Raw genomic sequence first — 23133 nt, forward strand, 5'->3', positions numbered from 1 at the left:
GTTAAGCACTTGAACGCCGAAAGTAGTTGGGGGCTTCCCCCTGTGAGGATAGGACGTTGCCAGGCACTTGACCGATCTGCAGATTGCAGATCGGTCTTTTTGTGTTTTCTAAAAAGTCTTATCAGTTGCATTTCTTTTTTTAGATGATTACTATTAAATCAAACAATAGTCAAAGATGGTCAGAGAGGTGGTGCCAATGCAAAACATCACAGATATCATCGAAGCCTATTTAAAGCAAATTTTACACGACGAAAAGACGATTGAAATCAAACGTCAAGAAATTGCACAACGTTTTGACTGTGTTCCATCACAAATCAACTACGTCATTAATACTCGTTTTACGGTCGAAAAGGGTTATTTCGTTGAAAGTAAACGGGGTGGCGGCGGATACATTCGGATTCAAAAAATCGTTGTGCTCGATAGTCACGATCTATTAGACGAAGTCAGTTCATGGATCGGTGATCATTTGACGGAACAAGCTGCAGAAGATTATTTGATTCGTTTGATGAACGAACAATTACTGACGCGGCGGGAAGCTATTTTGATTCAATCGCTGTTGCAAAAAGAGAGTTTGCCAATGGCGGTCGAAGATCAACACCGGATGCGTGCCCACTTGATGCGGACGCTTCTTCAAACCATGAAGCGACTCTAGTCGTCGGACATTGGAGGAATGCACGATGCGTTGTCAACGATGTGGCGAACGAGAAGCAATCGTCCGTGTCAAACTTCCACAAGAATCGGAAACCGATGAAAAATTCTTATGCTCGGTTTGTGTGCGGGAGTTAGCACGTGAATATCAAGGGACGGCGTGTCCGTCTTGCGGTATGACCCGTCAACAATTGCTTCATCTTCGTAAAGTCGGTTGCCCGACTTGTTATTCATTTTTTAAAGACGAAGTCGACGGTATGGTTCGTCAGTTCCAACACGGTCATACGCAACATTATGGCTCACGACCTGATGAGGAATCCGTTGAAAAACGATTGAACCAGCAGCTCAGTCGACTCAAAGAACAGCTCAACCGCAAAATCTTAGCAGAAGATTATGAAGAAGCAGAAGTCATAAAACAACAGATTGAGAGTGTCGAGGAGGATTTGCGTCATGTTTGAAGAGTTGCTCCAACACCCTTTAAGCGAATCGATGAATCAATCTTCTCCTTTTGACGACATCGTCGTTTCGACACGGATCCGATTGGCGCGTAATACGACACGTTACCCGTTCTCAACGATGTTGTCAGAAGCACAAGCCAATGCACTCATTGAAGAGACAGAACGCCAACTAAACGGGATGAAAGGGTTCCGGTTTGGTCGCGTCGATCAAGCAGATGTCCTGACGCGAACCGCTTTAGTAGAAAAGCATCTAATCAGTCCAGCGTTAGCGAGTCATCCGCGGACAGGACTCTTCATTAGTGAGGATGAGCAGATCAGTGTCATGGTAAACGAAGAGGATCATTTCCGAATCCAGACGTTATTACCGGGACTTCAACTTGAAGAAGCGTTTCGGATCGCAAAACAAGTCGATCGCTTGATCAGTGAACGATTTAAAATTGCTTTTGATGACACGCTCGGTTATTTAACGACGTGTCCGAGTAACGTCGGAACAGGTCTTCGTGCTTCCGTGATGTTGCACTTACCGGGACTGGTCCTGACGAATCAGATTCAAGGCTATATCAAACACTTACGACAGCTCGGATTCGCGATTCGTGGGCGTTACGGCGAGGGAAGCGATGCCTCTGGTCGCATGTTCCAACTTTCGAACCAACGGACGCTTGGGGCAAGTGAGGATATGCTGATCACGGACTATCAATTTGCCGTCGAAGCATTAATTGAAGCAGAACAGGCAGCACGAAAAGGATTATTGGAGATGTATCAAGAAGAACTAGAGGACAGACTATATCGTTCCTACGGTATCCTGACATCAGCTCGACTGATTACAGCGCGGGAAGCAACGGAACGACTATCGGATGTTCGCTTAGCAGACAGTCTGGGACTAGAGGTCAATCTTCCTCCAAATCTTTTTCATCAACTGCTCGTTTCATTACAAACAGGTTTTCTACAAAAGCATTTCGGGAAACAATTAACATCTAGAGAACGGGACATCGAACGGGCGAAACGAATCCGGACGATGTTAACCGAACAGACAAACAGGGATCACACACAAGGAGGTTTTGCATAATGATGTTTGGACGATTCACAGAACGTGCACAACGTGTATTGGCACTTGCTCAAGAAGAGGCAGTACGGTTGGGGCACCACAATATCGGAACAGAACACATTTTACTCGGACTTGTACGTGAAGGAGACGGAATCGCTGCGAAAGCCTTAACAGCACTCGGTCTCAGTTCAGATAAAATTCAGATGGAAGTCGAAGCATTAATCGGTCGCGGACAAGATGGTGCAACGACGATTCACTATACACCACGTGCGAAAAAAGTCATCGAGTTATCAATGGATGAGGCACGTAAACTAGGTCACTCTTACGTTGGAACAGAACACCTCTTGCTCGGATTGATTAGAGAAGGAGAGGGCGTTGCTGCTCGTGTCTTGAATAACTTGGGTATCAGTCTTTCAAAAGCCCGTCAGCAAGTACTCCAGTTGCTCGGGAACAGCGAAACGACAGCAAACGCGTCGCAAGCAGGTTCAGGTGTCGCAACACCAACACTTGATGGTCTTGCTCGTGATTTGACACAACAAGCGCGCGAAACACGTCTTGATCCAGTTATCGGTCGTGCGAAAGAAATTCAACGTGTCATCGAAGTCTTAAGCCGCCGGACGAAAAATAACCCGGTCTTGATCGGGGAACCAGGGGTCGGTAAAACGGCTGTCGTCGAAGGTCTCGCTCAACAAATCATCAACAATGAAGTACCGGAGACGTTACGCAATAAACGTGTTATGGTACTCGACATGGGGACACTTGTCGCTGGTACGAAATACCGTGGTGAATTCGAAGATCGTTTGAAAAAGGTCATGGATGAGATTCGTCAAGCGGGGAACATCATTCTCTTCATTGATGAGTTGCATACATTGATCGGAGCGGGTGGAGCAGAAGGTGCGATCGATGCATCGAACATCCTTAAACCATCGCTCGCACGAGGCGAACTCCAGTGTATCGGAGCAACGACTCTTGATGAGTACCGGAAATACATCGAAAAAGATGCGGCACTCGAACGTCGTTTCCAACCGATCCAAGTCGCAGAGCCAACAACGGATGAAGCAACACAAATCCTATTTGGTCTTCGCGATCGTTATGAAGCACACCACCGTGTGACGATCACAGACGAAGCGATTCAAGAAGCCGTCACCTTGTCGGATCGATACATTTCGGATCGTTTCCTTCCGGATAAAGCGATCGATTTGATTGATGAAGCAGCATCGAAAGTTCGGTTGCGTTCATACACAGCACCACCGAACTTAAAAGAAGTCGAAGCAAAACTCGAAGGCATCCGCAAGGACAAGGACGAAGCGGTCCAAAGCCAAGAGTTCGAAAAAGCAGCAAGCCTCCGCGATACGGAACAAAAATTACGCGATGAGCTTGAGCGTTTGAAAGAGGAATGGCAGAATAAACAAGGCAACGAAAAACTTGAAGTCACAAAAGATGACATCGCACAAGTCGTTGCCAACTGGACAGGTGTACCGGTCACGAAGATCGCGGAAGAAGAGACGGATCGTCTCCTTCGCCTCGAAGAAATCCTTCACGATCGTGTCATCGGACAAAATGAAGCCGTTAAATCAATTTCAAAAGCCATCCGTCGGGCACGTGCTGGACTGAAAGATCCAAAACGTCCGATTGGTTCGTTCATCTTCCTCGGTCCTACTGGGGTTGGTAAAACAGAACTCGCCCGTGCGGTTGCCGAAGCGATGTTCGGAGATGAGGATGCGATCATCCGGATCGACATGTCAGAGTACATGGAGAAACATGCAACGAGCCGTCTCGTCGGTTCACCTCCAGGATATGTCGGTTACGAAGAAGGCGGTCAATTAACGGAAAAAGTTCGCCGGAAACCATACTCAGTCATCTTACTTGATGAAATCGAGAAGGCGCACCCGGAAGTCTTCAACATTCTCTTGCAAGTACTTGATGATGGACGCTTAACAGACTCGAAAGGTCGGACGGTTGATTTCCGTAACACGATCATCGTCATGACATCGAACGTCGGTGCAAGTGCCCTTAAACGTAATAAATATGTCGGATTCGCTGTTTCTGAAGATACGGATCGCGAATACAAAGACATGAAAGATAAAGTCATGGAAGAACTCAAACGGGCGTTCCGTCCAGAGTTCTTGAACCGAATTGATGAAACGATCGTCTTCCACTCACTCGAGAAACAACACATCGAAGAGATTGTGAAGTTGATGGCGAAAACCCTTGAAAAACGTTTGGCTGAACAGGAAATTCATTTCGAATTGACACCAGCTGCCCTCTCGAAGATTGCCGATATCGGATACGATCCAGAGTACGGTGCACGTCCAATCCGTCGTGCCCTTCAACGGGAAGCGGAAGACCGGTTGTCAGAAGCATTGCTCGCAGGCGATATCCAAAAAGGAGAACGTGTTGCGCTTGATGTCGAAGAGAACGAATTCATCGTTCGCCGGAATCACGTGAGTTCTGTCGCAACGGAATAAGCACTGAGCACAGGGCCAGCTTTCGCACTTTCTGAGCGAAGCTGGTTCTTTTTTTGAAACAGAAAGGATGAATCGATTGGCTAAGTTAAAAACAAAATTCGTTTGTCAAAGCTGTGGGACCGAATCACCGAAATGGATGGGACGTTGTTCTGGATGCGGAGAATGGAACACGATGGTCGAAGAAGTCGTCGAAGAGAAAAAAGGGCGGCGCGGTGCCGCTTTCGTTCATACGACAACAAAACAATTGAAGCCAGAGCGCCTCGCGAACATCGTCTCGCAAGAAGAGAGTCGCGTCTTTACCGGAAGTGGTGAATTCGACCGTGTCCTCGGAGGCGGTATCGTTCCAGGTTCGATGGTGCTTGTTGGAGGAGATCCGGGGATCGGGAAGTCGACGATCTTACTGCAGACGAGCGCACGTCTTGCACAACGTGGCGAAAAAGTGCTCTACATCTCAGGAGAAGAATCGCTCAAACAAACGAAATTACGCGCGGAACGGCTTGGCTTACCGACACAGGATTTGTTCGTCCTGAGTGAGACGGATATGAACATGATTGAACGTGTCGTCGATGAAGAACAGCCACGTTTTTTAATCATCGACTCGATTCAAACCGTCTACATCGATGAAATCCAGTCTGCACCCGGGAGCGTGACACAGGTACGTGAATGTACGGCGATGCTGATGAAAATTGCGAAGAGTCGCGGTATTGCGATCTTCATCGTCGGTCACGTCACGAAACAGGGTTCGATTGCTGGACCACGTTTACTGGAGCACATGGTGGATGCTGTCTTGTATTTCGAAGGCGAACGTCACCATACGTTCCGGATTCTGCGTGCCGTCAAAAACCGATTTGGTTCAACGAATGAGATCGGAATTTTTGAGATGCGGGAGTCTGGTCTTGAAGAGGTCTTGAATCCGTCAGAAATTTTCCTCGAGGAGCGGACGTCCGGTGTATCCGGTTCAACGATTGTTGCTTCGATGGAAGGGACACGGACGGTCCTCGTCGAACTGCAAGCACTGATTTCACCGACGTCATTCGGGAATCCTAGACGGATGGCGACCGGAATCGATCAGAACAAGGTTGCCTTATTGATGGCGGTCCTTGAGAAACGATCGGGTCTTCTCCTTCAGACACAAGATGCGTACCTTAAGGCAGCCGGGGGTGTGAAGCTGGATGAACCCGCGATTGACTTGGCGGTTTGTGTTGCGATTGCTTCCAGTTTCCGTGACAAGCCGACGCGTCCGACGGATGTCGTGATTGGTGAAGTCGGATTGACAGGTGAGGTTCGTCGTGTATCGCGGATTGAACAACGTGTAGCAGAAGCAGCCAAACTCGGTTTCACACGGGCAATCATTCCGAAAAACAACTTAGGGGGTTGGACGTATCCGGACGGGATTACGGTCGTCGGTGTCGAGAGTGTGGACGAAGCATTACGTGAAACCATTCCGTTTTAAGCTGGAATGACGCAAAAAATGGGGGAACTGTAATGGATATGTAAACAGTTTCCCCTCCTTCCGGCGTAGGTAGTTCAAATCAGTACATGTTACAATGAACTTAAAATAAGCAAAGGAGGTGAGAAGATTGAAAATCGTCATTCGGGTATTTTTTGCATTACTCGGACTTGCCCTCGGGATCTTGTTGCTTCCTCAGTTCTTCCAATTAATTGAGACGGCAACGAATACGACATTCCCTGCATGGTTGATGAGCGAATACGTAACTGGAACGATTGGTGCACTCATATTCTTATTAATTGGATTATTCATTACGGATTCGGTAATTCGACTTCTCCGATTTTTAGAAGAACGACTCGTCAAAGCCCCAGTAGCAGATCTCTTTTTTGGAACATTTGGTTTGTTGATTGGGTTGGTACTTGCCTTCCTCGTCAGTACATTGATTGATTTGGTAGGTATTCCTGTCCTCAGTAACGTCTTAACGATCTTCGTGACCGCGTTATTCGGATATCTTGGCTTTACGGTCGGGTATCGTAAACGTCATGAATTGACGAAAATCTTCTTACGTAGTAACCAAAGTGAGAAAAAGGCGACGCCAGAAGTCGTCGTCCCAGTTAAATCAAACAGCAAGGTACTCGATACGAGCGTCATCATCGACGGACGAATTACGGATATCACGAAGACCGGTTTCGTCGAAGGAAAACTGATCGTCCCGCAATTCGTCATCGGTGAGTTGCAGTACATCGCCGATTCTTCCGATACGTTGAAACGAAACCGTGGACGTCGTGGACTCGATGTCTTAAAAGAGTTACAAGAGATTCCTGGAGTCGAAGTCGAAATTTATGATGGCGATTTCGAGGATGTACCGGAAGTCGATATTAAGCTGATCAAACTCGCGGAACTCGTCAAAGGGATCGTCGTCACGAACGACTATAACTTGAATAAAGTCTGTGAAGTCCGACATGTTCCTGTTCTTAACATCAATGACCTGGCGAATGCCGTCAAACAAGTCGTCATTCCAGGAGAAGAGATGACCGTTCTTGTCATCAAGGAAGGAAAAGAACAAAAACAGGGCATTGCCTATCTCGAAGATGGGACGATGGTCGTCGTCGAAGGCGGAAAACATCTGATTTCGAAAACGATTGGCGTTGTCGTCACAAGTGTCTTGCAGACATCAGCTGGACGAATGATTTTTGCGAAACCACAAGAAAAATGAGACACTATGCCTAGAGAGACATCGAGAGGCATTCGGATAGACCCCGTAACGGATTCGATTTCATGATCGAGTCCGTTTTCGGTGTGATGGAATGGATCACGATGATCAGTGAGAGAGAAAAGAGGGAATGGGATGTCTACAGCCACATATCGCGTCGTCATCCCCGCTGCCGGTGCCGGTAAGCGGATGGGCGCAGATCGTAATAAATTGATGCTTGAACTAAGAGACCGTCCAATCATCGCTTGGACACTGGATGTCTTCGAGGCAGATCCGGCATGTACGGAAATTGTCCTTGCGATCAATCCACTAGAACAAGAATGGTTTACAAGTATTATCGCGTCTTATAAGACATCGATTAGACTTGTCGCGGGTGGTGCCGAACGTCAGGAAAGTGTTCTCCGTGGTCTTGAGGCGTTAGAAGGCGAAGGGATCGTTCTGATCCATGATGGTGCCCGACCGTTCATTTCACAAGCAGCGATTCATGCGGTCGTCCAAGCGGCAGTCCTAGACAAAGCGGCGATTCTTGCCGTGCCGATTAAAGACACGGTCAAACGGATTGAAGCGAATCACATCAGCGAGACCGTCCCGCGGGAACACCTGATGGCAGCCCAGACACCACAAGCGTTTGATCTTGCGACGATTCGTACGGTTCACGAAAAAGCGGCAACGAAATACCTAGGAACCGATGATGCAAGTTTGATAGAATGGGACGGAGGAAAAGTAACGATCGTCCACGGTCACTACGAAAATATCAAGATGACGACACCGGACGATTTGTGGTTCGGTGAAGCGATTCTAATGAAACGAGGGAAATGACGATGATTCGAATTGGACAAGGTTTTGATGTACATGCCTTTGCAGAAGATCGGAAATTGATTTTAGGCGGCATCGAGATTCCGCACACGAAAGGATTGCTCGGTCACTCGGATGCAGACGTCTTGTTACATACGATTGCCGACGCGGCACTTGGTGCAATCGCAGCAGGGGATATCGGAAAACATTTTCCGGATACGGATCCGGAATTCAAGGATGCCGATTCAGCAAAATTGCTGCAGCATGTCTACGCGCTCGTTAAACAACAAGGGTATGAGCTTGGCAACCTAGATGCGACAGTCATCGCACAGGCGCCAAAGCTTCGTCCGTACATCGACACGATGCGTGCGCGGATCGCGGAATTACTTGAAGCAGACATTGAACAGATCAATGTCAAGGCAACGACGACGGAATGGTTAGGTTTTACGGGACGAGAAGAGGGAATCGCTTGTCAAGCAGTGATTCTACTGAAACGAATCGAAGAATAAGGTATACTAGATAAGCGAATTTTAGTCGAAGGAGTGATTGGCAATGGCAGAAGTACGAGTACGTTACGCCCCAAGTCCAACAGGACACTTGCATATCGGGAATGCCCGGACTGCATTATTTAACTATCTGTTTGCGCGCCACTTAGGCGGTAAGATGGTATTACGAATCGAGGATACGGACCAAAAGCGGAACATCGCAGGCGGTGTCGAGAGTCAAATGAAGAACCTCGAGTGGCTCGGTGTCGATTGGGACGAAGGTCCGGGTCGCGGTGGCGATTACGGTCCTTATTCACAAATGGAGCGTCTCGATATCTACCAAAAGTACACGGACGAGTTACTTGAAAAAGGACTTGCTTACCGTTGCTACATGACATCGGAAGAGCTCGAAGCAGAACGCGAAGCACAAATCGCACGCGGAGAAGCACCACGTTATTCAGGAGCGCACCGTAACCTGACAGCAGAACAAGAAGAAGCGTTCCGCGCAGAAGGTCGCACGCCGTCGATTCGGATTCGTGTACCGGAAGATGTCACGTATACATGGAATGATATCGTTAAAGACGACGTCTCATTCGAATCAAAAGACTTCGGTGACTGGGTCATCGTCAAAAAAGATGGCATTCCGACGTACAACTTTGCCGTCGTCATCGACGATCATTTAATGGCGATCAGCCATGTTCTTCGTGGGGATGATCATATTTCGAACACACCGAAACAGATGATGATCTATGATGCGTTCGGTTGGGAATACCCGACGTTCGGTCACATGACATTGATCGTCAACGAATCACACAAGAAACTTTCGAAGCGTGATCACTCGATCATTCAGTATATCGAGCAGTATAAAGAGCTCGGTTATCTCCCGGAAGCATTGCTCAACTTCATCACGCTTCTCGGTTGGTCACCAGTCGGTGAACAAGAAATCTTCACGAAAGAAGAGTTCATCGAAATCTTTGACGCGGATCGTCTGTCGAAGAGTCCAGCTGTCTTCGACCAAAACAAATTGGCTTGGATCAACAGCCAGTACATGAAACATCAATCGTTCGAAGAAGTATTCGAAGCCAGTCTTCCGTTCTTACAAGAAGCAGGTCGCGTCGAAGCGTCACCTTCAGAAGAAGAGCTCGCTTGGGCACGTGATCTCGTTGCGTTATACCGCGAACAGATGACGCATGGCGCGGAAATCGTCAAGCTTTCAGAGATGTTCTTTGAGGACGAAGTGGTGTATGATGAAGAGGCAAACACTGTCTTGAGTGGCGAGACGGTTCCGACTGTACTTGCAGAATTCGCGAACCAGTTACGCGCTCTCGAAGAGTGGACACCAGAAGCAATTAAAGCATCGATCAAAGCGACGCAAAAAGCGACTGGTCAAAAAGGAAAGAATTTATTCATGCCAATTCGTGTCGCGACGACAGGACAGACGCATGGTCCAGAACTCCCGAACACGATTCAATTACTAGGAAAAGACCGTGTGCTTGCACGGCTTGAAGCAGAATAACGAAAGCGTAGACGAGGAAAGTAACGATGCGTCTTCTTCTCCAGAGACAAGCTCGAATGGTGCGAGGGCTTGAAGAAGCGAATCATGAAATGCCCCTCTGAGTGCTGCCCGAAATCCGTGAGAGTAGGCGCAGACGTATCTCCGGCGTTAACGGACGTCGAGAGGGACGAGTCAATCGTCCAAACAGAGTGGGACCGCGCTTCGTTAGCGTCTCTGTGCAGCAATGCATAGAGGCGCTTTTTCTTATGGAGAGGAGAACGTATATGACACGGATACGAGAAGATATCCGCAATGTGTTTGAGCAAGATCCAGCTGCCCGCAGCACGTTAGAAGTCATTTTGACATACCCGGGCTTACATGCGATTTGGATGCATCGCCTGGCCCATCGACTCTGGAACGCAAAGTTTCGCTTACTCGGTCGATTAATTTCGCAGTTCAGTCGCTTTTTGACAGGCATTGAGATTCATCCAGGAGCGACGATTGGACGCCGATTCTTTATTGACCACGGGATGGGTGTCGTCATTGGTGAGACGACGATCATTGGGGATGACGTCACGTTGTTTCAAGGCGTGACACTCGGCGGAACGGGGAAAGAAACAGGAAAGCGTCATCCTACGATTGAAGACGGCGTACTTGTCTCTGCCGGTGCCCGTGTCCTTGGTGATATCACGATTGGGGCATACTCAAAAATCGGTGCTAGTTCCGTCGTCTTAAAACACGTTCCTCCCAATGCGACTGTCGTCGGCATTCCGGGACGTGTCGTCATTCAAGACGGCATGAAGGTCGAAGCACCACTTGATCATCGTTTCCCGGATCCGGTCAGCGAATGCCAAGAGCGGATTGAAATGGAACTAGAAGTATTAAAACAAGAAATTGAACGGATTAAAGGAGGGCGACGTCATGATTCAACTGTACAACAGCATGACCGGAAAAAAGGAACCATTTAAACCATTAGAAGAAGGAAAGGTCAAGATGTATGTCTGTGGCCCGACGGTTTACAACTACATTCATATCGGGAACGCGCGTCCAGCCATCGTTTTCGATACGGTCCGTCGCTACTTCACATACCGCGGATACGAAGTTAAATATGTCTCGAACTTCACGGACGTCGATGATAAGATCATCCGGACAGCGAACGAACTCGGAGAAGACTATCATGCGTTGACGAAACGTTTCATCGAGGCGTATCACGCGGATACGGGCGCCTTGAATGTCCAAAAAGCGGATATCCATCCACTCGTCACGGAAACGATGGACGATATCATCGCCTTCATCGAAGTCCTCGTCGAAAAAGGCAATGCCTACGCATCAAGCGGGGATGTCTACTTCCGGACGCGTAGTTTCAAGGATTATGGTCAATTGAGCCAACAGTCGATCGATGAATTGCGCGCAGGCGCACGAATCGAAGTCGGAGAGAAAAAAGAAGATCCGCTTGATTTCGTGCTCTGGAAAGCAGCAAAACCAGGAGAGCCGGCATGGACAAGTCCATGGGGCGAAGGGCGACCAGGCTGGCACATCGAGTGCTCGGCGATGGCGAAGAAATATCTCGGGGAGACGATCGACATTCATGCTGGTGGACAAGACTTGAAATTCCCGCATCATGAGAATGAGATCGCCCAGTCTGAAGCATGCAACTCACAGAAATTCGCGAACTACTGGATGCATAACGGGTTCTTGAACATCGAAAACGAGAAGATGTCGAAGTCGCTCGGTAACTTCTTGACGGTCCATGAAGCGATCCAAGCGGTTGATCCGATGGTGTTACGTTTCTTCATGTTATCGGTTCAGTATCGTCACCCGATCAACTACAGTCGTGAACTGATCGATCAAGCAGCGAATGGTCTCGCACGGATTCGGGAATCGGTCGCAAACATCGAACACCGCCTTGACATGACGGCTGATCTCGGAACAGGTGACGAGAAGTGGTTGAATCGTCTAGCGGCGATCAAGGAACATTTCATCACATCGATGGATGATGATTTTAATACAGCGAACGCTGTGACGGATTTATTCGATCTCTCGAAAGAAGCCAACTTGTACCTCGGAGAAGCACATGTGTCGAAACAGGTGCTCGAACAGTTCCTCGCACTCTTCTCGGAATTATCAGATGTCCTCGGTGTCACGTTGACAGTCGACAAAGGCTTACTCGATGAAGAAGTCGAACAGTTGATCGAAGAGCGGAACACAGCCCGTCAAAATCGTGACTTCGCACGAGCGGACGCAATCCGCGATCAGCTGCGTGATCAAGGCATCTTGCTGGAAGACACAGCGCAAGGGATGCGGTGGAAGCGCGGATGAAGAACTACAAACAACTGAATGCACTCGCGTTAGCGTACATGGGCGATGTCGTCTATGAGATTCGTGTGCGGGAGCGATTGCTCGAACAAGGTTATGTGAAGCCGGGCGAGTTGCATAAAGCAGCTGTCCGGTACGTTCGGGCTCAAGCACAAGCGACGGTCGTGACGCACTGGTTGAACACGGATGCGTTGACGGAAGAAGAGGCAGCGGTCGTCCGGCGCGGAAAGAACGCGAAATCCGGTTCTGTCCCGAAGAGCACGGACGTCCACACGTATCGCTACGCGACAGCATTTGAAGCATTGCTCGGTTATATTTATCTTTCAGAAGGAGGGGATCGCCTTGAAGAACTCATCGGACAAGCGTTCGAACTACTCGAAGCCGAAAAAACAGACGAATCCTAAGGCTACCGGTGCGAAGCCGAAAACGAAGGCACAGCGCCCAGCACAAGAGAAACGAAAAGCCGCTCCAGTCAAGGAACAGCCCGTCGTGATCGAACCGCTTGAAGAAGGACAAGATTTCTTGTCAGGTCGTAATCCGGTCCTAGAGGCATTGCGGAGTGGACGAGAGATGAACAAGCTGTTCTTGCAGGAAGGACAACAAAAAGGACCGCTTGCCGTCATCCATGCGATGGCGCAGGAAGCGGGCATCCAAATCCAGCTCGTACCACGCTCACGGTTAACCGGTTTAGCTGGAACGGAAAATCACCAAGGTGTCGTCGCAGCGGTTGCTGCGTATGAGTACGCCGAGATGGAAGATATCTTCGAGCTTGCACGTCAAAAGGATGAAACACCGCTCTTGATCATGCTTGATGAACTCGAAGATCCACACAATCTCGGATCAATCTTGCGGACGGCAGATGCTGTCGGGGCACACGGGATCATTATTCCGAAGCGTCGCTCAGTCGGATTGACACAAGTCGTTGCGAAAGCATCAACAGGCGCGATTGAACATATCCCGGTCGTTCGCGTGACGAACCTCGCTCGGACGATGGAGGATTTAAAGAAACAAGGCATCTGGTTCGTGGGAACGGATGCACGTGAAAGTGACGACTACCGGACACTCGATGGGACGATGCCGCTCGGAATCGTCATTGGAAGTGAAGGAAAAGGAATGAGCCGGCTCGTCCGTGAGAAATGTGACTTCCTCGTCCACCTCCCGATGGCAGGACATGTCACGTCGCTCAACGCATCGGTGGCGGCTTCGCTATTATTATATGAAGTCTACCGGACTAGAAAGCCGTATGCGCGATGAAATATGATCGTCTCATCGTAGATGGCTACAATATCATTGGCGCATGGCCAGAATTTAGGACGTTGCGGGAGCAAGACTTTGAATTAGCACGGGAACGGTTGATTCATGCGATGGCGGAGTACCAAGCCGTCACAGGGATCAGCGTTACGATCGTCTTTGATGCCTATCTGCAACCGGGCCGTGAGTCTCGGATGCAAAAAAGTGGAATCGAGATCGTCTATACACGGGAGAACGAAACGGCAGATGAATGGATTGAAAAGACAGCTGCTGATTGGTTACAGGATATTCGGGTCAAGCTAACAGTAGCGACGAATGATTACACGGAGCAGTGGGTCATCTTCACGCTTGGCGCACTCCGTATATCGGCGCAGGAACTCCGGCGTGAATGGAAAGCGGCAGTTGCCGTCATCAAACAACAGACGACGTCCGCGAAGACAGCGGCTCAACCGCGCTCGAAGATTGATTTACCGGAAGACGTCCTCGCACGTCTCGAAGCGATTCGTCGCCGAAAGAATTCAGATACATGATATGAACCATTCGCATGAGCGATCCACCGTTCTCCTTTATTCGGAAGAACGGTGGTTTTTTATAGAAAAGATACATTTTGGATACAACAAAAGAGGTCATGCCAATTTTCATTGTCGTGCGACAGGTAATTATTGTATAATTAAAAACAATTGAACTATTCGTCAATGATGCTTGGAGGGATACAGGATGAGTTTGGTTTCGTTCGACCAGTTTGAGTGCATGACCGATGAAGCGCTTGTAGAACAAGCGAAAGAGTTCGATAACAGCGATGCGCTCGAATTTTTGATCGAGCGGTATCGAAATTTCGTACGCGCCAAAGCCCGTTCTTATTTTTTGATTGGGGCAGACCGAGAAGATATCATTCAAGAAGGAATGATTGGTCTCTATAAAGCGGTACGAGATTACCGAACGGATAAGCTCGCCTCGTTTAAAGGATTTGCCGAATTATGCATCACGCGACAGATGATCACTGCGATTAAGACAGCAACACGTCAGAAACATATCCCGTTAAACTCGTACATCTCGCTCGATAAACCGATCTATGACGATGAATCAGAGCGGACGTTACTGGATATCATCACGTCGACAGCACCTTCTGATCCACAAATCTTGATCGTCAACCGGGAAGAATACGCAGACATCGAATCAAAGATGGAGGAGATTCTGAGTGATCTCGAACGAAAAGTCCTCGCGCTCTATCTTGACGGACGGACGTATCAGGAAATCTCCGACGACCTCGATCGTCATGTCAAATCGATCGATAATGCCTTGCAACGCGTCAAGCGGAAGCTTGAACGTTACCTCGAAGCACGAAAGATGACGGTCTAACAGAGAGGTAGATTGACCGTAATCCCTTCCTATGCTACTGTATAACTAGCGCCTTACTAGCGAGACGCCGCTCATAGGCGTTTTTTTTTACGCTCTTTTTTGGGAAGGAAAGTAACACAACAGAAGAGAAGAGTGGCAAAGAAGGAGGGCTTTGAGATGGCGAAGAAAGTAGGCCTTGCTTGTGATAATTGCGGTGCCCGCGACTATACGACGATGAAAAAAGAGGACGTCACTGTCCGCTTGGAATTGAAGAAATTCTGCCGTCGTTGTAACGCGCATACGATTCATAAAGAAGCGAAATAAGGCTTCATCTGTCCCGATTTATTACATCCTGGAGGGAAAGTACGATGAAATTTTTGCGTGACGTATGGAATGAATTGAAAAAGACGAGCTGGCCAAAACGGAAAGAGCTGACGAAATACACATTGACGGTCATCGGTATGGTGATCTTCATGGGTGTCTTCATCTTCGGCGTCGATTCAGGGCTTAGCGCATTGATGAGCTGGTTGATTAAGTAAAAAGAAGAGGTGGCCTACCATGGAGAAACAATGGTTTGTCGTCCAAACGTATTCCGGATTCGAAAACAACGTCAAGGCGAACCTTGAACGTCGGATTGAATCCATGAACATGGACGAAAAAATCTTCCGTGTACTCGTTCCGATTGAAACAGTACAAGAAGAAGTAACGAACAAAAAGGGAGAAACGAAAATCAAGGAACGTGAAGTCAAGATCTTCCCGGGGTATGTCCTCGTCGAGATGGTCATGACGGATGATTCTTGGTATGTCGTCCGGAATACTCCGAACGTCACAGGCTTCCTCGGATCAGTCGGCGGCGGTTCAAAACCGACACCACTCCTTCCGGAAGAAGCAGAAAACATCCTTGGATCAATGGGTCTCGTCGATCTGAAGAGCCGTTACGACTTCTCACTCGGACAAATCGTCCGAATCAAAGAAGGAGCTTTCGAAAATCTCGAAGGTACGATCGAGGAGCTTGATACAGACGCTGAGAAAATGAAAGTCTCTGTTGATATGTTCGGTCGCGAAACGAAGGTCGAGCTTGATTTCGCACAGGTCGATAAAATCGATTAAGTTTCCTATTGCGAATGTTTTGTTTTAATGATACAATTTTTCGTGTTTGATGTTGTGCTTATTTCGATAAATAACTCGTCGAATAGAATGAGTGGGAGGACGCGCAACGTCCAATTAAACCACATTAAAGAATTAAGGAGGTGTGTCTCGTGGCGAAGAAGGTTATGAAACTCGTAAAACTTCAAATTCCTGCGGGCAAAGCAAACCCAGCTCCACCAGTTGGACCGGCACTCGGTCAAGCAGGTGTGAACATCATGGGCTTCTGTAAAGAGTTCAACGCTCGTACACAAGACCAAGCCGGCTTGATTATCCCTGTAGTCATCACGGTTTTTGAAGATCGTTCATTCACATTCATCACTAAAACTCCTCCAGCAGCAGTTCTCTTGAAGAAAGCAGCTGGAATCGAGAGTGGTTCAGGTGAACCGAACCGTAAGAAAGTAGCGACTGTCAAACGTGACAAAGTTCGTGAAATCGCTGAAACAAAAATGCCAGACCTTAACGCATCATCTGTTGAAACAGCAATGTTGATGGTTGAAGGTACTGCACGTTCTATGGGTATCGTAATCGAAGACTAATGTCTTTTTGATTACCATGAACAACGATGAGGGTCGCAGGCGGATAGTTTCTTGAAGCCTGCTACCCTTTCATTATGTGGGAGGATTTTCCGCACAACCACAAAGGAGGAACCTAAAATGGGTAAGAAGTACAAAGAAGCTGCTAAGCTTATCGATCGTACGGTTTCATACGAACTCGCAGAAGCTGTAGATTTGACTAAAAAATCTGCAACTGCGAAATTCGATGAGACTATCGAATTGGCTGTTCGTCTCGGAGTAGATCCGAAGAAAGCAGACCAACAAATCCGTGGAGCAGTCGTATTGCCACACGGTACTGGTAAAACACAAAAAGTTCTCGTCTTCGCGAAAGGTGAGAAATTAAAAGAAGCGGAAGCTGCTGGAGCAGATTACGCTGGTGATGCTGAGTACATCAACAAAATCCAACAAGGATGGTTCGACTTCGACGTTATCGTCGCGACACCAGACATGATGGGTGAAGTTGGTAAACTTGGTCGCGTTCTTGGACCAAAAGGCCTCATGCCAAACCCGAAAACAGGTACAGTTACATTTGACGTCACAAAAGCAATCAACGATATCAAAGCTGGTAAAGTTGAGTACCGTGTCGACAAATCAGGTAACATCCACGTTCCTGTCGGTAAAAAATCATTCGATAACGAGAAACTCGTTGAGAACATCAACACAGTTATCGAAACTCTCGTAAAAGTTAAGCCTGCTACTGCTAAAGGTGTATACCTTAAGAACATCGCGATCGCTTCTACAATGGGTCCTGGTGTAAAAGTATCTTCAGCTGACTTCGCGAAATAATTTCGTCTAAAACGAACTTGACAACGTTCTAAGAACGCTGTTACAGTATAAAACGTTGATATATTTCGACATACCGTAGACAGAAGGTGCTCACATGGGCATAAATCCTTCCGAGGTGTTCTTGCTCAGAGAGCCTGTTTGTTCAGGTATCCTTTTTGACGATTACGCCTCCTCTGCTCTGCAGACGGAGGCTTTTTATTTGAAATCGAGCAGCCCCTCGCACCGGTACATTTCATCTACCAGGAGGTGCAACAGAAATGGCAAACGAAAAAGTTATCGCTGTCAAAGCGGATCTCGTATCTGAGATCGCTGAGAAACTCCAAGCGAGCGCAGGAACAGTTGTCGTCGACTACCGTGGTCTCACAGTAGAAGAAGTCACTGAACTTCGTAAACAACTCCGCGAAGCGGGCGTTGAATTCAAAGTTTACAAAAACGGTCTCCTCCGCCGCGCGGCAGTTCAAAGCAACCTCGAAGGTCTTGATGAAGTCTTCACAGGTCCTAGTGCGATCGCCTTCAGCAATGAAGACGTTATCGCGCCAGCTAAGATCTTGAACGACTTCGCTAAAACGCACAAGGCTCTCGAACTTAAAGGTGGTATCATCGAAGGCAAAGTCACTTCAGTAGAAGATGTCAAAGCCCTTGCGGAACTTCCATCACGCGAAGGTCTCCTTTCGATGCTCCTCAGCGTGCTTCAAGCGCCAATCCGTGGACTCGCGGTGGCAACGAACGCAATCGCAGAGCAAAAAGAAGAACAATCTGCTTAATTTCTGCTTAGCGGGATAGGCAACCAACACAATTTTCACACCCCAACGTGGGCTAAATCAAAGGAGGAAAACCATAATGGCTTTCAACAAAGAGCAATTTATCGAAGACCTCAAGGGCATGACTGTTCTTGAACTTAACGAACTCGTAAAAACAATCGAAGAAGAATTCGGCGTATCAGCAGCAGCTCCAGTAGCAGTTGCAGGTGCTGGCGCAGGCGCAGCAGCTGAAGAGCAAACTGAATTCGACGTTATCCTTACTAACGCTGGATCTGGTAAAATCAACGTCATCAAAGCAGTTCGCGAATTGACTGGTCTCGGTCTTAAAGAAGCGAAAGCTCTCGTAGACGGAACTCCAGCACCAGTTAAAGAAGGCGTTTCGAAAGAAGACGCTGAAGCAATGAAAGCTAAGCTTGAAGAAGCTGGCGCTACTGTAGAAGTTAAGTAATTTTCTTCTTCCGTAGAAACAAGAGAAGCTCGCATTGCGAGCTTCTTTTGTTTTCATCTTTTACATGAGAGGGGAAGGAAACATGGCGGATCATTATTATACGAATGACCCTTCATCGAAACGAGATCCGAAGACGTGGGAATATGTTCTGCGCGGTCAGACGCTCCGCTTTACATCGGACCATGGTGTCTTTTCGAAGAACGGAATCGATTTTGGTTCCCGTCTGTTGATCGAGGCATTTACGGAACCGACTGTAACGGGAGACATCTTGGATGTCGGTTGCGGATACGGACCGATGGGCATCGCGCTTTCGAAGTCGACGGGTCGTCCGGCACACTTGATCGATGTCAATGAACGGGCGCTCGAACTAGCGGCAGACAATGCGCGCGCGAACGGTGTTTCCGTGACGATCGGTGTGAGTGACGGGTATGATGGGGTAGGCGAATCGACATTCGCAGCGATCGTGACGAATCCACCGATTCGGGCGGGAAAAACGGTCGTTCATCGTATTCTCCGGGAAGCGTATGATCACCTTGTCGTCGGCGGCGAGCTTTGGGTCGTCATTCAAAAGAAACAAGGTGGACCATCAGCGAAGAAATTGATGGAAGACGTATTCGGTATGTGTGAGACAGTTACCCGCGATAAAGGGTACTCAATATTTAAATCAATTCGGTCTTGACAAATCGAAGGATTTGTCGTTGACCGCATGTTGTGTCTATGATAGTATTATAAAATGCCATTGGAGTGATTTTTGGATAAGATGTTTGAAAGCAGCTGGCGTTCTCGACTACAGATGATTGAGTAGACAAGACGTCGCTTTTTTGCGCTTATCAATCAAAAAATGGCTTCAATGTTCGATATTACACCCGTCCTTCTCTATAAGAAGAAGTGGGTCTGAGAGGTGAATCAGTTGACTGGTCAACTTGTTCAGTACGGTCGTCACCGTCAGAGAAGAAGCTATGCACGTATCAGCGAAGTATTGGAACTTCCAAACTTAATCGAGATTCAAACGAATTCGTATGAGTGGTTCCTGCGGGAAGGTCTTCGTGAGATGTTTCATGACATTTCGCCGATTTCCGATTTCACAGGGAATCTCGTATTAGAATTCATCGACTACTCGCTCGGAGAGCCGAAGTATTCGATCGATGAATCGAAAGAGCGCGACGTGACCTATTCGGCACCACTACGCGTTAAAGTCCGTCTTCAAAATAAAGAGACGGGTGAATTGAAAGAACAAGAAGTCTTCATGGGTGACTTCCCGCTTATGACGGAGTCGGGAACATTCATCATCAATGGAGCGGAGCGCGTAATCGTTTCGCAGCTTGTTCGTTCGCCAAGTGTTTATTACAACAATAAGTTAGATAAGAACGGTAAGCGTGGATTCTCCGCGACAGTCATCCCAAACCGTGGTGCATGGCTCGAGCTCGAGACAGACGCGAAAGACATCGTTTATGTTCGCATTGATCGCACGCGTAAGATTCCAGTAACGGTTCTTTTACGTGCTCTTGGTTTCGGTACGGATCAGGAAATCATCGATCTTCTCGGTGATGATGAGTACCTCCGGAATTCACTTGAAAAAGATAATACGGAATCAACGGAAAAAGCCCTCATTGAGATTTATGAGCGTCTACGTCCGGGAGAGCCGCCGACAGTCGAAAACGCAAAAGCGTTGCTCGTATCGCGCTTCTTTGACCCGAAACGTTATGATTTGGCAAACGTTGGTCGTTATAAAATCAATAAAAAGCTTCATCTTAAGAACCGTCTCTTCGGTCAAAAACTTGCGGAAACGCTTGTTGATCCTGAGACAGGTGAAGTCATCGCGGAAGCAGGAACGGTCCTTGATCGTCGTATGCTCGATAAAGTCCTTCCATTCCTCGAAGGATCCGTTGGTTACATCGAAGCGACGCCAACAGGCGGCGTAACGCAGGGTGAGGCTTTCAACTTACAGTCAATCAAGGTGTTCGCACCGGACGATGCTGAAGGTGAACGCATCATCAATATCATCGGTAACGGTAACATCGATCGTGACATCAAGCACATCACGCCTGCTGACATGATTGCTTCTATCAACTACTTCTTCAACTTGTTGCATGAAGTCGGTACGACAGACGATATCGACCACCTTGGTAACCGTCGTCTCCGTTCAGTTGGTGAGCTGCTCCAGAACCAATTCCGGATCGGTCTCTCACGGATGGAACGTGTCGTTAAGGAACGGATGTCGATTCAGGACCAGAATGCGATCACGCCACAGGCATTGATCAACATTCGTCCGGTTATCGCATCGATTAAAGAGTTCTTCGGTAGCTCGCAGTTGTCTCAGTTCATGGACCAAACGAACCCGCTTGCGGAATTGACGCACAAACGTCGTCTTTCAGCACTCGGACCTGGTGGTTTGACACGTGAGCGCGCTGGTTTCGAAGTTCGTGACGTACACTACTCGCACTATTCCCGTATGTGTCCGATCGAAACGCCAGAGGGACCAAACATTGGTTTGATCAACTCGTTGTCTTCGTACGCGAAGGTCAATGAGTACGGCTTCATCGAAGCGCCATATCGTCGTGTCGATCCGGAAACGGGCGTCGTCACGGATGAAATCCACTACATGACTGCTGACGAAGAGGATCTCTACGTCGTCGCACAGGCAAACATGTTGTTGACGGAAGAGAAGACGTTCCAAGATTCACACGTCCTTTCACGTTTCCGTGGACAAAACTTGTCTGTCGAACCAGCACGTGTCGATTACATGGACGTTTCGCCGAAGCAGGTTGTATCTGCCGCAACGGCTTGTATCCCGTTCCTTGAGAACGATGACTCGAACCGTGCCCTCATGGGAGCGAACATGCAACGTCAGGCCGTCCCACTTCTGAACCCGGAATCTCCGATTGTCGGTACAGGAATGGAGTACGTGTCTGCGAAAGACTCAGGAGCCGCTGTCGTTGCGAAGCACGCAGGGATCGCTGAGCGTGTCACGGCGCGTGAAATCCTTGTCCGTCGTACGACGGAAGTCGATGGCAACATCGTTGAAGGTGAACTCGACCGTTACAAGATTCAAAAATTCATCCGTTCTAACCAAGGAACGTGTTATAACCAAAAACCAATCATCAAAGCAGGCGACCCAGTCGATAAAGGCGAGATCCTTGCAGATGGTCCATCGATGGACGGTGGGGAACTTGCGCTTGGTCGCAACGTACTCGTCGGTTTCATGACATGGGATGGTTACAACTATGAGGATGCTGTCATCATGAGTGAGCGTCTTGTTAAAGACGACGTCTACACATCGATCCACATCGAAGAATACGAATGTGAGTCGCGTGATACGAAACTCGGACCGGAAGAAATCACACGTGATATTCCGAACGTCGGTGATGATGCCTTGAAAAACCTCGACGATCGCGGAATCATCCGTGTCGGTGCGGAAGTCAAGGACGGCGATATCCTCGTCGGTAAAGTTACGCCGAAGGGTGTAACGGAATTGACAGCGGAAGAACGTCTTCTTCATGCAATCTTCGGTGAAAAAGCACGTGAAGTCCGTGATACATCTCTCCGTGTACCACACGGTGGTGATGGAATCATCCTCGACGTCAAAATCTTCGACCGCGATAATGGGGACGAGCTCTCACCTGGTGTCAACCAGTTGATCCGTGCTTACATCGTTCAGAAGCGTAAGATTCACGAGGGTGACAAAATGGCGGGTCGTCACGGTAACAAAGGTGTTATCTCGCGTATCCTTCCAGAAGAAGACATGCCGTACATGCCAGACGGTACGCCAATTGACATCATGTTGAACCCACTTGGGGTTCCATCACGGATGAACATCGGGCAGTTGCTCGAGCTTCACCTCGGGATGGCAGCACGTCAACTCGGCATCAAAGTCGCATCACCGGTATTCGATGGTGCGCGTGAGGAAGATGTTTGGGCAACGATTGAAGAAGCAGGTATGGATCGCGACGCGAAGACTGTCCTTTATGATGGTCGTTCGGGTGAAGCGTTCGATAACCGCATCTCTGTCGGTGTCATGTATATGATTAAACTTGCTCACATGGTCGATGATAAACTTCACGCACGTTCGACAGGACCATACTCACTCGTTACACAACAACCGCTCGGTGGTAAAGCCCAGTTCGGTGGTCAGCGTTTCGGTGAGATGGAAGTATGGGCACTTGAAGCATACGGCGCAGCCTACACGCTCCAAGAGATCCTTACAATCAAGTCGGATGACACGATCGGTCGTGTTAAAGCGTACGAAGCAATCGTTAAAGGTGAGAATGTACCACAACCGGGCGTACCGGAATCGTTCCGAGTCCTCATTAAAGAGCTTCAATCCCTCGGTATGGACGTCAAGATGATGTCTGCTGATGATGAAGAAATCGAAATGCGCGACGAAGACGAGGACAATATCCCGAACGCGACTCCAGCACTCGAAGAAGTTCAAGCGCCTGTCGCACCAGTTGTTACTGAAGAGGAATAAGCGAA

Annotated in this window: 24 protein-coding genes and 2 other annotated features; all 24 genes read left to right on the forward strand. The window is 48.3% G+C overall.

Annotation, left to right across the window (positions count from 1 at the left end):
• Window positions 1-196 precede the first annotated feature (196 nt).
• The 24 genes from KNQ12_RS16090 to rpoB all read left to right on the forward strand — a co-directional run bounded on the left by KNQ12_RS16090 (window position 197) and on the right by rpoB (window position 23128).
• Entirely contained in the window at window positions 197-652 is a 456-nt protein-coding gene (locus KNQ12_RS16090; RefSeq protein ID WP_023466578.1) for a CtsR family transcriptional regulator, read from the forward strand.
• Window positions 653-677: 25 nt separating this feature from the next.
• Window positions 678-1106 (forward strand): hypothetical protein, encoded by a 429-nt coding sequence (locus KNQ12_RS16095; protein ID WP_023466580.1) that lies wholly within the window; start codon window positions 678-680, stop codon window positions 1104-1106.
• Entirely contained in the window at window positions 1099-2172 is a 1074-nt protein-coding gene (locus KNQ12_RS16100; RefSeq protein ID WP_023466586.1) for an ATP--guanido phosphotransferase, read from the forward strand. Before KNQ12_RS16095 ends, KNQ12_RS16100 begins: the two co-directional genes overlap by 8 nt.
• On the forward strand, window positions 2172-4619 hold the full coding sequence (clpC, locus tag KNQ12_RS16105) for an ATP-dependent Clp protease ATP-binding subunit (protein WP_214749824.1): 2448 nt from the start codon (window positions 2172-2174) through the stop codon (window positions 4617-4619). Before KNQ12_RS16100 ends, clpC begins: the two co-directional genes overlap by 1 nt.
• A 76-nt stretch (window positions 4620-4695) precedes the next feature.
• Entirely contained in the window at window positions 4696-6072 is a 1377-nt protein-coding gene (gene radA, locus KNQ12_RS16110; protein WP_029343076.1) for a DNA repair protein RadA, read from the forward strand.
• Window positions 6073-6199: 127 nt separating this feature from the next.
• Window positions 6200-7285, forward strand: coding sequence for a PIN/TRAM domain-containing protein (locus KNQ12_RS16115; protein ID WP_023466590.1), 1086 nt, complete (start codon window positions 6200-6202; stop codon window positions 7283-7285).
• A 132-nt stretch (window positions 7286-7417) separates the two neighbouring features.
• Complete coding sequence (gene ispD, locus KNQ12_RS16120; RefSeq protein ID WP_023466592.1) at window positions 7418-8101, forward strand: 2-C-methyl-D-erythritol 4-phosphate cytidylyltransferase; 684 nt, start codon at window positions 7418-7420, stop codon at window positions 8099-8101.
• 2 nt (window positions 8102-8103) lie between these two features.
• Entirely contained in the window at window positions 8104-8586 is a 483-nt protein-coding gene (gene ispF / locus KNQ12_RS16125) for a 2-C-methyl-D-erythritol 2,4-cyclodiphosphate synthase (RefSeq protein ID WP_029343079.1), read from the forward strand.
• A gap of 43 nt (window positions 8587-8629) precedes the next feature.
• Window positions 8630-10078 (forward strand): glutamate--tRNA ligase, encoded by a 1449-nt coding sequence (gltX, locus tag KNQ12_RS16130; RefSeq protein WP_214749827.1) that lies wholly within the window; start codon window positions 8630-8632, stop codon window positions 10076-10078.
• Window positions 10078-10296, forward strand: a binding site (T-box leader). Its footprint overlaps the gene before it by 1 nt.
• Window positions 10297-10305: 9 nt before the next feature.
• On the forward strand, window positions 10306-11025 hold the full coding sequence (gene epsC / locus KNQ12_RS16135; protein WP_255343794.1) for a serine O-acetyltransferase EpsC: 720 nt from the start codon (window positions 10306-10308) through the stop codon (window positions 11023-11025).
• Window positions 10979-12376, forward strand: a complete 1398-nt coding sequence (cysS, locus tag KNQ12_RS16140) for a cysteine--tRNA ligase (RefSeq protein WP_055966755.1) — start codon at window positions 10979-10981, stop codon at window positions 12374-12376. The genes epsC and cysS overlap by 47 nt, the downstream gene beginning before the upstream one ends.
• Window positions 12373-12777 (forward strand): Mini-ribonuclease 3, encoded by a 405-nt coding sequence (locus KNQ12_RS16145; protein ID WP_023466600.1) that lies wholly within the window; start codon window positions 12373-12375, stop codon window positions 12775-12777. Before cysS ends, KNQ12_RS16145 begins: the two co-directional genes overlap by 4 nt.
• An 85-nt stretch (window positions 12778-12862) precedes the next feature.
• Window positions 12863-13627: a 23S rRNA (guanosine(2251)-2'-O)-methyltransferase RlmB gene (gene rlmB, locus KNQ12_RS16150; protein ID WP_035399377.1), complete on the forward strand. Its 765-nt coding sequence runs from the start codon at window positions 12863-12865 to the stop codon at window positions 13625-13627.
• Window positions 13624-14154 (forward strand): NYN domain-containing protein, encoded by a 531-nt coding sequence (locus KNQ12_RS16155; RefSeq protein WP_035399363.1) that lies wholly within the window; start codon window positions 13624-13626, stop codon window positions 14152-14154. Before rlmB ends, KNQ12_RS16155 begins: the two co-directional genes overlap by 4 nt.
• Before the next feature lie 187 nt (window positions 14155-14341).
• Window positions 14342-14983, forward strand: a complete 642-nt coding sequence (gene sigH / locus KNQ12_RS16160) for an RNA polymerase sporulation sigma factor SigH (RefSeq protein WP_023469884.1) — start codon at window positions 14342-14344, stop codon at window positions 14981-14983.
• A gap of 156 nt (window positions 14984-15139) precedes the next feature.
• Window positions 15140-15286, forward strand: a complete 147-nt coding sequence (rpmG, locus tag KNQ12_RS16165; RefSeq protein WP_023466603.1) for a 50S ribosomal protein L33 — start codon at window positions 15140-15142, stop codon at window positions 15284-15286.
• Window positions 15287-15330: 44 nt separating this feature from the next.
• The gene (gene secE, locus KNQ12_RS16170) at window positions 15331-15501 is read left to right on the forward strand and encodes a preprotein translocase subunit SecE (protein WP_023466605.1); all 171 of its coding nucleotides are present in this window, start codon (window positions 15331-15333) and stop codon (window positions 15499-15501) included.
• Between the two features lie 19 nt (window positions 15502-15520).
• A complete protein-coding gene (gene nusG / locus KNQ12_RS16175) occupies window positions 15521-16072 on the forward strand; it encodes a transcription termination/antitermination protein NusG (RefSeq protein ID WP_023466607.1) in 552 nt (183 codons plus the stop codon).
• Window positions 16073-16221: 149 nt separating this feature from the next.
• On the forward strand, window positions 16222-16647 hold the full coding sequence (gene rplK, locus KNQ12_RS16180; RefSeq protein WP_023466609.1) for a 50S ribosomal protein L11: 426 nt from the start codon (window positions 16222-16224) through the stop codon (window positions 16645-16647).
• A gap of 117 nt (window positions 16648-16764) precedes the next feature.
• The gene (rplA, locus tag KNQ12_RS16185; protein WP_023466610.1) at window positions 16765-17451 is read left to right on the forward strand and encodes a 50S ribosomal protein L1; all 687 of its coding nucleotides are present in this window, start codon (window positions 16765-16767) and stop codon (window positions 17449-17451) included.
• A gap of 55 nt (window positions 17452-17506) precedes the next feature.
• Window positions 17507-17658 (forward strand) — a sequence feature (ribosomal protein L10 leader region).
• A gap of 50 nt (window positions 17659-17708) precedes the next feature.
• Window positions 17709-18215: a 50S ribosomal protein L10 gene (gene rplJ / locus KNQ12_RS16190; RefSeq protein ID WP_023466611.1), complete on the forward strand. Its 507-nt coding sequence runs from the start codon at window positions 17709-17711 to the stop codon at window positions 18213-18215.
• A 76-nt stretch (window positions 18216-18291) separates the two neighbouring features.
• Window positions 18292-18660, forward strand: coding sequence for a 50S ribosomal protein L7/L12 (gene rplL / locus KNQ12_RS16195; RefSeq protein ID WP_023466613.1), 369 nt, complete (start codon window positions 18292-18294; stop codon window positions 18658-18660).
• A gap of 82 nt (window positions 18661-18742) precedes the next feature.
• A complete protein-coding gene (locus KNQ12_RS16200) occupies window positions 18743-19339 on the forward strand; it encodes a class I SAM-dependent methyltransferase (RefSeq protein WP_214749830.1) in 597 nt (198 codons plus the stop codon).
• A gap of 231 nt (window positions 19340-19570) precedes the next feature.
• Window positions 19571-23128, forward strand: a complete 3558-nt coding sequence (gene rpoB, locus KNQ12_RS16205) for a DNA-directed RNA polymerase subunit beta (protein WP_047390625.1) — start codon at window positions 19571-19573, stop codon at window positions 23126-23128.
• The last annotated feature ends 5 nt before the right edge of the window (window positions 23129-23133 follow it).

This window comes from Exiguobacterium sp. s11, from assembly GCF_018619015.1.
Lineage (GTDB): Bacteria > Bacillota > Bacilli > Exiguobacteriales > Exiguobacteriaceae > Exiguobacterium_A > Exiguobacterium_A indicum.